The following is a 12,801-nucleotide window of genomic DNA, read 5'->3' on the forward strand; positions in this document are numbered from 1 at the left end:
GACCCGACGGATCACGTGCGCACCCGCGCCAGCAGCACGAGCCCGATGGCGGCGAACAGAATGTTAGGCAGCCACGCCGCCAGCTCGGGCGGCACCACCCCGCCTTGCCCAACGGCCTTCGTGAGCTGGATCAGCATGAGAAAGATCATCGTCGTCGCGAGACTGATGCCGATGCCGAACGCCGCGCCGCCCCGCTGCGCGCTCGTCGCCAACGGCGCGCCGAAAATCGCAATGATGATGCACGTCACCGGAATCGCGATCTTGAGCGCCAGCTCCACTTTGAGCTCGTTCGTGTCCGCACCCGACCGCTCGAGCGCGCCGATGAATCGCCGCAACTCCAGATACCGCATCTCATCGGGACTCGGCGGCGTCGCCGTGAGATCGGCCGGACCCTCCGTGAACGCGTTGTCGCGCAGCGAGTCGAAGTGAATCGAGATCGTCTGCAGCGAATCCGGAATCACGTGCAGCTCGCCCTTGTGCAGCATCCACACGTGGTGCGTCGTGTCCCACCGCGCCGATTGCGCCGCCACGAGATACGTCGGATACGTTGGGCCGCTGCCTTTCCGCTCGATGGTCACGTGGTCGATCGCTCTCCGGTCCACGTTCAACGACGAAATCTGGTACACGCGTCCGCGCTGCGCTTCGTACGCGAAGTTGAACCGGTCGCTCACACCGGTGAACTTCCGCTCCTCGAGAATGTCGTTCCGCTTGCGGTCGGTCACCGGAACGAGCTCGCCCAAAAATAGCGTGAACAGCGCCGTGACGACGGACGCGAGCAGGATGGGCGCGATGAGCCGGTGAAAGCTAATCCCCGAGGCCTTCGCCGCCGTCACCTCGGAATGCCGCGTGAATGCGCCGATCGAGAAAACCGCCGCGAAGAGCACGGCGGCCGGCAGCACCATGAACATCGAGTCCGGCACCCAATACAGATAGCTGAGGGCGATCTGTCCCCAGCCCAGGTTTCGGCTGAGATACTTCTGCAGGTGGTCTGTCGCATCGATGACGATCGCCAGGAGCGGGAAGCCCAGCGCGGCGGCGATCAGAATCTTGCTGAACTCCGCAAGGACATATCGGTCCAGCGGATGCATCAGCCGCTTCATGCGGCCCTCCGCCCAACGCGAACGCCGATGCGCCCGAGCTGGCGCGCGGCCCACACGCGCGCGCGCTCGATGAGCTCCGAGGTGTCGCGCGTCGCCGCCGTGGCGCCGACGCGCTGCGAGCGCACCAGCATCACCGCGCCGATCACGCCGAAAATCGCGTTCGCGGCCCACATCGACCAGAAGGGACTGAGCAGGAGCTTGTCGGCCAGCGCTTCGCCGCCAATGAGGCACACGTAATAGATTCCGAACGCGACCACACTGACGACGATGACGACGCCCACGCCGCCGCGCGGGAATCGCAGCGCGATCGGCGCTCCGAAGAGCACGAACACGACGCACGCCGCGGCCAGCGCGAATTTTTTCTGGATCTCCACTTGATAGCGCGCCATGGTGATGCGCGCATCGGTCATGCGCGACTCGATCACCGCGATCTGCGCCGGCGTCACGAAGGGGATCGGCTCCATGCCTAACTGTGGGCGCACCGGGACGGGCGCCGCGCGGCCCGGCGTGCTCACCAGCGGATGCAGGTTGCCTAACGTGGTGGCCGGCGGCTTCGCCGGCGCCGCCCCGCGCGCGGCCGCCCCGTGCTGCCGAGCCGCCGCCTTCGCATCCCGCCTGGCCGGCACGCCTTGCTGCGCCTGCGGCACCACGGCGGCATCCGCCGACGGCACGCCCACGGCGCCGAGTGCGCTGCGGACCAGATCGCAGTAGAGCTCGCCCGAGGTCCGCTTGTCCCGCCGCGCCGGCAGCGCCCCCGGCTCCGGACGACGCCCCGTCGCCGCGTAGCTCGCCGTGTTGCCGAGGTTCGCCGCCAGCTCGCTCCGGGCAAGCGCGAGCTGATACGCGCCCGTCTGATATTCCTGATTCATCTGGCAGACGGTCATCTCGCGCTCGCCGCGATAGTCGTCCTTCTCCGTTTTCTCGAATTTGTTGGTCACGCCCCGCACCCGCACGACATCGGTCGTGAAATACAAGCGCTGCAGCGATGCCGGGTCGTCGTTAGGCGTCTGCAGCACGAAGCCGTGGTGCAGCGTCATCTCGAGCGTGCTCTCGTCCGTCGTCAGCCCCATCACGCCGCTGTCGGCGTAGATCGTCTTGCGATGCGCCGGATCCTCGAAATTGTAAATGAAGACCTCCCGCATCCGGTTGGTCGCGTTGTCGATGTGCCCGGCCTTGAGGAAAATGCGCCCGGGAATCACCTCGTTGATCACCTGCTCGCGCAGCGCGAACGTCGGCTTCTTTCGCGCGATATCCGTTTGCAGCGTGCGCAGCCGGTGATTCGCCCGCGGCAACACCTGATCGTTGAACAGCAGCATGAGCAGCGCCAACACTACCCCGCCTGCCATCACCGGCGCCACGATGCGGTTCACGCTCACCCCGGACGCGCGGAGCGCCGTCACCTCGTTCTCCGCCACCAACCTGCTGAACCCGTACAGCACCGCGACCAGGACCGCCATCGGCAGCGTCATCGCCACGATGAACGGAATCGACAACAAAAAGAATTCGCCGATGATCGCCCACGACAATCCCTTGCCCACCAGCTGGCCGAATTGCTTCGCCACCTGGTTCAGCAGCAGCAGGATCGTCAGCGCCGACAACGAGAAAATGAGCGGCCCAACGTGCTCGCGGATAATGTACCGCGGAAGAATCTTCACCGATGTGAGCTCGCGTTCGCTTTCCGCGACGAGGGATTCACGCCAAATCTAAGACGAGCGGCACCGCCGCGAAGGCGCCCCCCGCTTCCCGATGGACCGCCGACACGCACACCTGCTACTATTCCCACGACGACCTCTCGACTCCGGAGCAGTCTTTGCGCACCCGATTTTGGATGTTGTGTCTGTTTTCGCTCGGCATCACCGCATGCTCGCACGAAGGCCCGAAAACCTCCTTCAACGGTGAGGAGGCCCTCGGCTTCGTCAAGACGCAGCTCGACTTCGGACCACGGATTCCCGGATCGCCCGCCCACCGCAAGACGGGCGACTGGATCGTCGCCCAGATGAAGCGGCGCGCCGATACGGTCATCGAGCAGCGATGGACCCACGTCACCGTGCACGGCGACACGCTGCCGCTCCGGAACATCATTGCACGGTTCAAGCCCGCCGCCGCCCAACGCATTCTGTATCTCACCCACTGGGATACGCGCCCGATCTCCGACGGCGCCAAGGACCCCGCCCAACGGACGCTTCCCATGCCGGGCGCCAACGACGGCGCCTCCGGCGTCGCGTTGTTTATTGCGTTAGGCGACGCCCTGCGCAAGACCCCGCCCACCGTCGGCGTCGACCTCGTGTTCGTCGACGGCGAAGACTACGGCGACTTCGATGACGGCGACCTCGCCAAGAGCACCGACGTCCTCCTCGGCTCGACGTACTTCGCCCAACACCTGCCCTCGCCTAACTATAAACCCCTGTACGGCGTCCTCTGGGACATGATCGGCGACCGCGACCTCGATATTTATCAGGAAGGACACTCCCTCCAACAAGCGCCCGAAGTCGTCTCCCTCGTCTGGAACACCGCCGCCGACCTGGGCTACTCACGATACTTCATTCCCGCTCCCGGCCAGATCATTACCGACGACCACGTCCCCCTGCTCAACGCCGGAATGCACGTGATCGACGTCATCGACTATGACTATCCCTGGCACCATACCCCCCAGGATACCTTCGACAAAGTCTCCGCCCAGAGCCTCCAGATCGTCGGTGACGTTGCCACCAAACTCCTAACGACGCAGTAACCGCTCGTCCGCACGACCCCGCAACAATTCGCGCCGCACCCAAAATGTTTCGATGACGCCGCCCGCACCGATCCATCCTATCGTGCGGCCACGATGCCAACACCCGCCGAACGCCGCGCCCTCTTCTTCCTCTCGGCACTCCTCGTGCTCGGCGGCGCCGTCCGGGCCTACGCAGCCCTGGCCGGCCACGCCCAGCCCTCTGCCTTCGAAGCCGCAGATCTCGACCGCCAAATCCAAGACGTCGATTCGGCCAGAGCCCGCACACGCAAACCGGTTCGAAAAACTCGGCGCGGCTCGATTGTTCACGACACCATAGGCGAGGTCAACGTTCCAGCAGGCTCGGCGTCCGCGCAGAGCGGCGCGACCACGGAGCCCCCATCCCTGCTGGTCAGGCTCCCGCGCCGTTCACGCAAACGGGACTCTTCCACTACAGCCACCAACGTCCGGGTGGACATGGACGTCGCCACACCAGCCGAAATCGAACGCCTTCCACGCATCGGGCCAACGCTCGCCCGACGCATCGTTGCCAATCGCGATTCACTCGGTCCGTTCGGCAATCTCGACGAATTGAAACGCGTCCGCGGAGTCGGTCCGGCGCTCGCGCGCATCCTCGCGCCACATGTGACTTTCTCCCTCCAACCGCGTCCTCACCCTGTGGATCGACCGGACGGACGAGGGGCCGCCCGAAAGCCACGCCGCAGCCGCGCCCGCGTGTCAGATCCTCCCTAAGCTCACCGACAAGCGACGACGCATCCGCCGCCGGCACACGCTTACGCCGCGCCCTCCAATCGACTCGATCAACGACGCGAAATAACCCGACCCGGGCGAACATGGCTGCACCCGTAGCTGCATCTGGCGAGCGCATCGGCGAGCTCCTCATCCGGGAAGGGCTCATCACGCGCGAAGCGCTCGAAAAAGCGCTTCAAGAGCAGAAAAACACGGGCATGCGCGTCGGCTACAACCTCGTCAAGCTCGGCTTCATCGATGAAGTCGATCTCACGAGGATGCTCGCCCGCCAGTATCGCATGCCCGCTGTCGACCTCAGCAATTTCGAGGTCGATGCTCGCATCGCCAAGCTGATCCCGGCCGAACTGGCGCAGCGCCACCTCGTGCTTCCCCTCAAGCGCGAAGGACGCACCCTCACCGTCGCGATGGCCGACCCCTCCGACCTCGGCGTCATCGACGACCTGAAGTTCATCACGCGGTACGACATCTTCCCGGTCATCGCCGGCGAATACACGCTCCGCAACGCCATCGAGCGGCACTACGGCGAGACGCCGGACGACGCGCTGCAAAACCTCCTCGCCGACATCGGCGACGATGGCGACGTTGAAGTTGTCGAAGACCGCGAAGAAGAAGTCAACGCCACAGCGCTCGCTGCGGCCATCGACGACGCACCCGTCGTCAAGTTGATCAACGGCCTCCTCACCGACGCCGTCAAACGCGGCGCTTCAGACATCCACTTCGAGTGCTACGAACACGAGATGCGCGTCCGCTATCGCATCGACGGCGCTCTCCAGGAAGTCATGAAGCCCCCCATGAAACTCAAGGCCGCCCTGATCTCGCGCTTCAAGATCATGGCGAACCTCAACATCGCCGAACGCCGCGTGCCCCAAGACGGCCGCATCAAACTCAAAATCGGCAAGAAGGTGATCGACTACCGCGTGTCGACACTGCCGACCCTGTTCGGCGAGAAAGTGGTTCTCCGTATTCTCGACAAAGGCAACCTCACGCTCGACCTCGAAAAGTTCGGCATCGAGCCGCGCGCCGAACACGATCTCATGGAGGCCGTCTCCAATCCGTACGGCATGGTGCTCGTCACCGGCCCAACGGGATCCGGCAAAACGACGACGCTCTATTCGGCGCTCTCCAAGGTCAACAACATCGATGTCAACATCATGACCGCCGAAGATCCCGTCGAATACAACTTGTACGGGATCAATCAGGTGCTCGTCCGCACGGACATCGGACTCTCGTTCGCCGCAGCCCTCAAAGCGTTCCTACGGCAAGACCCGAACATCATCATGATCGGCGAGATCCGCGACCTCGAGACCGGTGGCATCGCTATCAAGGCTGCCCTCACCGGTCACCTCGTCATGTCCACCCTCCACACCAACTCGGCTCCCGAAACGGTGACGCGACTCCTCGACATGGGCCTCGAGCCGTTCAATGTCGCCTCCGCGCTCAACCTGGTCCTCGCCCAACGACTGGTGCGACGCATCTGCAATCGATGCCGGGAGCGCTACGAGTGGAGCGATGACGAGTACCGCGCCACCAAACTCTCCCCCGAGATGACCCTGGGCGACATGCACTACACAGATGAGGCCGTCCAGAACATGAAACGCGGCGCCGTCGCCGACGCCCAACCAATCGTCGCCGACTTCGACCTCAACACGAAAATCGAGCAGCTTCCGCTCTGGCGCGGACGCGGATGCGATGCCTGCGCCGGGTCCGGCCTAAAAGGACGTCAAGGATTGTACGAGGTAATGGCCATGACACCGCGCGTTCGAAAACTGATTCTCCAAAACGTCGGCGCCGTGGAGATCCGCGAGGCCGCCATCTCCGACGGCATGCTCACCCTGCGCATGGATGGGCTGCTCAAAGTGATGAAAGGAATAACGACGCTCGAGCAAGTCATTCGCGAGACAGCCGCCTGACGCCGGATCAGAACCTCCGGAGCTCCAGGCACGCGAGGCGATCACATCGGTTCCCCACGGCTGCGGCAGTGTTTTACCACGGTCGCGGCTTGCAAGTCTATCGTGTAACGCACAGCTGACTCTCACTCGATACAGGCCATGACGTCTCCCGCGCCAGCCCCCTCGCCGGTCAACCTCCGCTCGCTCCTCGAAGAGATGATCGAGCGCGATGCGTCCGACCTGCACATCACAGCGGGCGACAAACCGAAGCTGCGCATCGACGGCGACATACAGAACGCCAACGTCGAGACGGTGCTCTCGCCAAAAGACACCATGCAGTTGGCCTACTCGATTCTCACCGAAAATCAGAAAAAGCGGTTCGAAACCGAGGATGAGCTCGACTTCTCCTTCGGCATTCAGAACCTCGCGCGCTTCCGCGGCAACTGCTTCAAACAGCGCGGCTGCGTGTCGCTCGTCATCCGCCAGATCCCGTTCAACGTCCGCACGTTCGAGGAGCTCGGTCTTCCCGCGGCCGTCGCCCGCATGGCCGAAAAGCCGCGCGGCCTGGTTCTCGTCACCGGCCCAACGGGTTCCGGCAAGAGCACCACCCTCGCGGCGATGATCGACAAGATCAACCGCGAACGCAAAGGACACATCATCACGGTGGAAGACCCAATCGAGTTCATCCACCGCCACCAGACCTGCATCGTCAACCAGCGCGAAGTCGGCACCGACACCAAGAGCTTCGCCACCGCGCTCAAGTACGCGTTGCGCGAAGACCCCGACACGATCCTCGTCGGCGAAATGCGCGATCTCGAAACCATCCAGGCAGCGCTCACCATCGCCGAAACCGGTCACCTCTGCCTCGCCACCCTTCACACCAACTCGGCGGCCGAAGCGATCAATCGCGTGATCGACGTGTTCCCGTCACACCAGCAGGAACAGGTGCGCGCCCAGTTGGCCTTCACGCTCGAAGGCATCATCACGCAAACGCTGCTGCCGCGCGCAAAGGGGCGCGGACGCGCCATGGCCGCGGAGATCCTCGTCGTCACCCCGGCCATCCGCGCGCTCATCCGCGATGCGAAGGTGCACCAGATCTATTCGTTGATGCAGGGCGGAAAAAAGTACGGCATGCAGACGCTCAACGACGCGCTCTACCAGTTGTATGTCGCGCGCGAAGTCGAAATGGACGAGTGCCTGCGTGTGTCGTCGGACCCGAATGAATTCATGCGCATGATCGGCGAAGCGCCACTCACCGCCGATGCCGCCGACCTGATGAAGAGCGGCAACAAGCCGTCCAAGGTTGCGTCCATCGCGGGGAAGCGTTAGCCCGCCAGCCAGAGACTGATCCATGCCTACTTTCGCCTACACTGCGCGCACGCTCGGCGGTGAGCTCAAGACCGCCACCATGGATGCCGCGTCGCGCGACGAAGTCGTCGCGCAGCTGCGCCGCCAGAAACTGATCGTCGTCAAGATCGACGAAGAGAAGGCCAAGAAGCGCCAGGGCCGCATCAAGACGCGCGACATCGTCATCTTCACGCGACAGTTCGCGACGATGATCAACGCCGGCCTTCCGTTAGTCCAGGCCCTCGACATCCTGTCGCGGCAGAGCGAGAACAAGGCGCTGCAGGACGTAACGCGCCAGGTGGTGTACGACGTGGAGTCCGGCCACACGGTGGCCGATGCGCTTCGCCGGCACCCCAAGGCGTTCACCGATCTGTACGTGAACATGGTTGCCGCCGGTGAAGCCGGCGGTATTCTCGACACCATTCTGCTCCGCCTCGCCACCTTCCTCGAGAAGAACGACGCCCTCGTCGGCAAGGTGAAGAGCGCGATGATCTATCCGGCCGTGATCATGAGCGTGGCCGTCGTTGCCATCGTCGTGCTGCTCATTTTCGTGATCCCGGTCTTCCAGAACATGTTCGCCAGCGTCAACCTGTCGCTGCCGCTGCCGACGCGCGTCGTCATCGGGCTGTCGTCGTTCCTCAAGCACTATTGGTGGTTGCTGGGCGGCGCCATCTGGGGCGGCATCTTCATGCTCCGCCAGTTCTATCGCACGCCCACCGGAAAGCTCCGCGTCGACAGCTTCTTGCTCCGCGTGCCGGTGTTGGGCAGCCTGCTCCGCAAGAGCGCCGTGTCGCGCTTCACCCGCACGTTAGGCACGCTCATCAGCTCCGGCGTAAGCATCCTCGACGGCCTCGAGATCACGGCCAAGACCGCGGGCAACCAGGTCATTCACAACGCCATCATGGAGTCGCGCGCGTCCATCGCCGGCGGCGACACCATCAGCGCGCCGTTGCAGAAGAGCAACGTCTTTCCGCCCATGGTGATCTCCATGATCGCCGTCGGCGAGCAGACCGGCGGACTCGACGAGATGCTCACCAAGATCGCCGACTTCTACGACACCGAAGTCGACACGGCCGTGAGCGGATTGCTCAGCCTGATGGAGCCCATCATGATCGTGTTCCTCGGCGTCGTCGTCGGCGGCATGGTGGTCGCCATGTACCTCCCGATCTTCGACATGATCAACGCCGTGCAGTAAGCAACGCGGACGAGGCAGTGCACACGCCCCGCTGAGATTCCGGCGGGGCGTTTTCCATCTCGGCCGCGGTGTCGCGTTTGACAGCCGTGCACCGGCTCGCGATTGTGAGCAGCATGCGCCGTCTCCCGCGGCGCGTTCCATTCGTGCACCGAGACCCATGACCGCCGAACCGGACTACGCGACACATCTCCGCGACACGGTCGACCGCGCGGCCGCCGACCTCCGCACGATCCCCGAGGACGTTGCGTCCTACCAGCCGGCGCCGGGGAAGTGGTCGATCAAGGAAATCATCGGACACCTGATCGACTCGGCCTCGCACAATCATCAGCGATTCGTGCGCGTGCGATGGCAGGACGATCTCGTGTTCCAGGGCTATCAACAGGATGACTGGGTAGCGGCCCAACAGTACCGGTCGGTGCCCTGGGACGAGCTCGTGACGCTCTGGCACACGTACAACCGCCATGTGGCCCGCGTCATGGCGCTGGTGCCGGACGACGTCGCCCACCGCGAGCATCGCCGCCACAATCTCGATCAGATCGCGTGGCAAACGGTGCCGGCGGATCGGCCCGCAACGCTCGCGTATTTCATGCGCGACTACGTTGGGCATCTCGAGCACCACCTGCGCCAGGTGGACGAGCGCCGGGCGAGCGCCGCGCTGCGTTAGGACGGCGTCTGTGCCTCGCGGCCCGGCGCTTCGCCGACGTACCGGGCGCGCGGCCGGATGATCCGATCGAGCGCATATTGCTCGACCGCATGGCCCAACCAGCCGATGGTCCGGCCGATCGCGAACAGCGTGAGCCCCGACGATGCAGGCAAGCCGAGCACGCGGGAGACGGACGCGAGGGCAAGGTCTACGTTAGGCGCGTCGCCGGCGAGCGCCCCGCCGGCGCGCGCGTAGTCGCGAACGAAGCGCATCTCGGCCGATCGACCGAAATGGTCGCCGAGGAGCGCGAGTAGCATCGCCGCGCGCGGATCGCCGTTCGGGTAGAGCGGATGTCCGAACCCCTCGATGCGCGAGCCTTGTCGAAGCCGCTCGGCGATCGCCGCCCGCAGCGAGCGCGTGCGGCGAAGCGCGGCCAGCTGCGATTCGACCCGCGCCGTGCTGCCGCCGTGCTTCACGCCCTCGATCGCGGCGAGCCCGCCGCCGACCACCGCGTACGGAGACGATCCCGCCGACGCAATGCACCGCGCGGTGAACGCAGAAACGTTGAGCTCGTGGTCGGCGACGAGGATGAGGGCGGCGCGAATGACATCCTGGCCCGCGCCGGACACCCGCCACCCGTGCGCGAGCGCGCCGTCGATCGTGCCGCCGGCCGCACGCGGCGCCGCCACGCGCACGAGCAGATCGAGGATGCGCCAGCCGATGCGCACGACGTTCGGCGCGCGGAGATCGAAGGCCCGGGCGTCGCCGGCAGCGGAATGGGCAAGCGCGGCCTGCGCACGCGACGGGAAGGGGAGACGAGCCCACCGCGTGCCTAACGACGGCTGCCGCTCGGCCAATGCCGGACGCGCGCCGTCCCGACGACCGGTCCAGATGAGCGACGCCACCTCCGCGACCGATGCCTCGCGCGCGAGCTCGAGCACATCGTGGCCGCGATAGAACAGTGCGTCGCCGGAGATCAACGTGATCGACGACTCGAGCACCGGCACCCCCCACTGCAACGCGTTCGCCGCGACCTTGTCCGGATCGCGGCGCTCCTCCGACCGGCACCGGAGACGCTCGACATCCTCGCGGGCGTAGCGCCGAGCGCGGCTCGGACGCGGGCCGGGCTGGGAGCGGATCAGCCCGCGGCTCACGTACGCGTACAGCGTGGGACGCGCGACGCCGAGGGCGCGCGCAGCCTCGGCGGCGGAGAGCGTCGCCTCTGTCATATTGATTGATCAATCAACATTGACTCAATCATGCACGCTTTTCTAGGTTTGCGCCATGACGTCCAATACGCTGATTCCTCCGGGCCTCGAAGGCGTCGTCGCGGCCACGACGCGCCTCAGCCACGTCGACGGCGAGGCCGGCGAGTTGACCATCGCGGGCTTCCCCGTTGGCGAGCTCGCCGCCAACGCGACCTTCGAAGAAACCACCTGGCTACTCTGGCACGGCGCGCTTCCCACCCGCGCCGAGCTCGATGGGTTCCGCGAGAGTCTTGCCGCTGAGCGCGCGCTTCCGTCGCCGACCCTCGAGATCCTGCGCGCGTGTGCCGCCGAGCGGGTCGACTCCATGGATGCCCTGCGCATCGCGATCGGTACGGTATCGCTCGTGTCGTGCGGCGCGGAGGCGATCCTGGCGCTCGCGCCGACGATCGTTACCGCGTATGCGCGGCTCGCGGCGGCGAAGGCGCCGATTGCGCCGCGACCTGATCTGGGCCACGCCGCGAACTACCTCTACATGCTCGACGGTGTCGAGCCCGACCCGGAGCGCGTGCGGGCGCTCGAGACGTACTTGAACACCGTCGTCGACCACGGTCTCAACGCCTCGACGTTCACCTGTCGCGTCATCATTTCGACCGGATCCGATCTCGTGTCGGCGGTAGCGGGGGCTGTGGGCGCGCTCAAAGGTCCGCTGCATGGCGGCGCGCCCGGACCGGCGCTCGAGACGGTGTTCGAGATCGGCGATGCGTCGCGCGCGGAAACGGTGCTGCGGGCCAAGATCGAGGCTGGCGAGCGACTGATGGGTTTCGGGCACCGCGTGTACAAGGTGCGAGACCCGCGCGCCGACGTCCTGGCTGCCGCGGCCGAGCGATTGTTCACGAGAGCGGGAGACATGCAGTTGTACACGCTGGCGCGTCACGTCGAGCGCACCGCTGTTGCGCTGCTCGAGGAGTACAAGCCAGGGCGTCGGCTCCAGACGAACGTGGAGTTCTACACGGCATTGGTGCTGCACGGGCTCGGGCTTGGGGTCGGGCTCTTCACGCCGACGTTCGCGATCAGCCGTGTCAGTGGATGGATCGCACACGCGATCGAGCAGCGCGCGGCGAATCGCCTCATTCGTCCCACGTCGGAATACGTGGGTCCGCGCGGCCGGCGCTGGCCGCGGCGCGGGGGTGCGGCGCCCGAAGCCGATGGCGCGACTGCTCCCCGTTAGGCGAGCGCGCCGCGCGGGGACGGCTCGTCGTGCACGAACCGCCAGGGACGCGTCATGGCGCAATCGCCTCGCGTCTCGCGCACTACCTCACCGATTTCGTCTATCGCAATCGGCTCGGCGTTGTGTTCGCGCACGACACCGGTGCCGGTGAGGACGTGCTGCCTGGGTTTTCCTGCGCGGTCGAGGATCTCCTCGTCGAGCACGTTTAGGCGAGCGCCGGCCGAGCGAACCGATGCGGCCGGAGGCACGGCGTCGTTGCGTTAGGCATCAGGCCGGCGCCGGAGAGGTGGCCCGGAGCGCCCGCCCCGCGAGCTCGACGAATCGGTGCCACGACGAACTTCCGATCGCCAGCCGGCGTCGTCCTGCCGGGCTCAGGCGGTAAAACTTGGCGCTCCGGTTGTTCTCCGACACGCCCCATTCGGCTTCCACCAAACGTTGGCGCTCGAGGCGGTGCAGCGCGGGATACAGCGTGCCTTCGCCTACGAGCAGCGTTGCTTCCGTGGCCTGCCCGATCCATTCGGCGACGGCGTAGCCGTGTCGCGGCCCCCACGTCAGGGCCTTGAGAATGAGCAGGTCGAGCGTACCGCGCATGAGGTTGATGTCGAGGTCGTTCATCGGCGCACTGTGATCGGAGAGGGAGGATCGAGGCTCAAGCCTATCCTATCGCGTCTCCCCTTGTGACGCAATGGGTCGCCGGCGGCGCGCCCCGCGCG

At 65.4% G+C, this 12,801-nt stretch carries 12 protein-coding genes; 7 read left to right on the forward strand and 5 right to left on the reverse strand.

Going from position 1 to position 12,801, the window contains the following annotated elements; genetic code table 11:
• Positions 1-11 precede the first annotated feature (11 nt).
• On the reverse strand, positions 12-1,100 hold the full coding sequence (locus VFW04_13540) for an LptF/LptG family permease (protein ID HEX5180352.1): 1,089 nt from the start codon (positions 1,098-1,100) through the stop codon (positions 12-14).
• Positions 1,097-2,755 (reverse strand): LptF/LptG family permease, encoded by a 1,659-nt coding sequence (locus tag VFW04_13545; GenBank protein ID HEX5180353.1) that lies wholly within the window; start codon positions 2,753-2,755, stop codon positions 1,097-1,099. The genes VFW04_13540 and VFW04_13545 overlap by 4 nt, the downstream gene beginning before the upstream one ends.
• Before the next feature lie 173 nt (positions 2,756-2,928).
• Between VFW04_13545 and VFW04_13550 the strand changes: the two genes are divergently transcribed.
• From VFW04_13550 to VFW04_13575, 6 genes are all read left to right on the forward strand, one after another.
• The gene (locus tag VFW04_13550; GenBank protein ID HEX5180354.1) at positions 2,929-3,831 is read left to right on the forward strand and encodes a M28 family peptidase; all 903 of its coding nucleotides are present in this window, start codon (positions 2,929-2,931) and stop codon (positions 3,829-3,831) included.
• A 93-nt stretch (positions 3,832-3,924) separates the two neighbouring features.
• Positions 3,925-4,560: a helix-hairpin-helix domain-containing protein gene (locus VFW04_13555; GenBank protein ID HEX5180355.1), complete on the forward strand. Its 636-nt coding sequence runs from the start codon at positions 3,925-3,927 to the stop codon at positions 4,558-4,560.
• A 101-nt stretch (positions 4,561-4,661) separates the two neighbouring features.
• Complete coding sequence (locus VFW04_13560) at positions 4,662-6,488, forward strand: ATPase, T2SS/T4P/T4SS family (GenBank protein HEX5180356.1); 1,827 nt, start codon at positions 4,662-4,664, stop codon at positions 6,486-6,488.
• A 138-nt stretch (positions 6,489-6,626) separates the two neighbouring features.
• Positions 6,627-7,796, forward strand: coding sequence for a type IV pilus twitching motility protein PilT (locus tag VFW04_13565; protein HEX5180357.1), 1,170 nt, complete (start codon positions 6,627-6,629; stop codon positions 7,794-7,796).
• A 22-nt stretch (positions 7,797-7,818) separates the two neighbouring features.
• On the forward strand, positions 7,819-9,009 hold the full coding sequence (locus VFW04_13570; GenBank protein HEX5180358.1) for a type II secretion system F family protein: 1,191 nt from the start codon (positions 7,819-7,821) through the stop codon (positions 9,007-9,009).
• A gap of 157 nt (positions 9,010-9,166) precedes the next feature.
• Entirely contained in the window at positions 9,167-9,673 is a 507-nt protein-coding gene (locus VFW04_13575; GenBank protein HEX5180359.1) for a DinB family protein, read from the forward strand.
• Here VFW04_13575 and VFW04_13580 read toward each other — a convergent pair.
• The gene (locus VFW04_13580) at positions 9,670-10,881 is read right to left on the reverse strand and encodes a citrate synthase family protein (GenBank protein HEX5180360.1); all 1,212 of its coding nucleotides are present in this window, start codon (positions 10,879-10,881) and stop codon (positions 9,670-9,672) included. The two genes, VFW04_13575 and VFW04_13580, sit on opposite strands and share 4 nt — an antisense overlap.
• A 55-nt stretch (positions 10,882-10,936) precedes the next feature.
• Here VFW04_13580 and VFW04_13585 point away from each other — a divergent pair, with 55 nt between their 5' ends.
• Positions 10,937-12,088, forward strand: coding sequence for a citrate synthase (locus VFW04_13585; protein ID HEX5180361.1), 1,152 nt, complete (start codon positions 10,937-10,939; stop codon positions 12,086-12,088).
• Here the strand turns inward: VFW04_13585 and VFW04_13590 are convergent.
• Positions 12,085-12,336, reverse strand: coding sequence for a hypothetical protein (locus VFW04_13590; protein HEX5180362.1), 252 nt, complete (start codon positions 12,334-12,336; stop codon positions 12,085-12,087). The genes VFW04_13585 and VFW04_13590 overlap by 4 nt on opposite strands.
• Before the next feature lie 19 nt (positions 12,337-12,355).
• Entirely contained in the window at positions 12,356-12,703 is a 348-nt protein-coding gene (locus tag VFW04_13595; GenBank protein HEX5180363.1) for a PadR family transcriptional regulator, read from the reverse strand.
• Between the last annotated feature and the right edge of the window lie 98 nt (positions 12,704-12,801).

The sequence above is a fragment of the Gemmatimonadaceae bacterium genome, from assembly GCA_036273715.1.
Lineage (GTDB): Bacteria > Gemmatimonadota > Gemmatimonadetes > Gemmatimonadales > Gemmatimonadaceae > JADGGM01.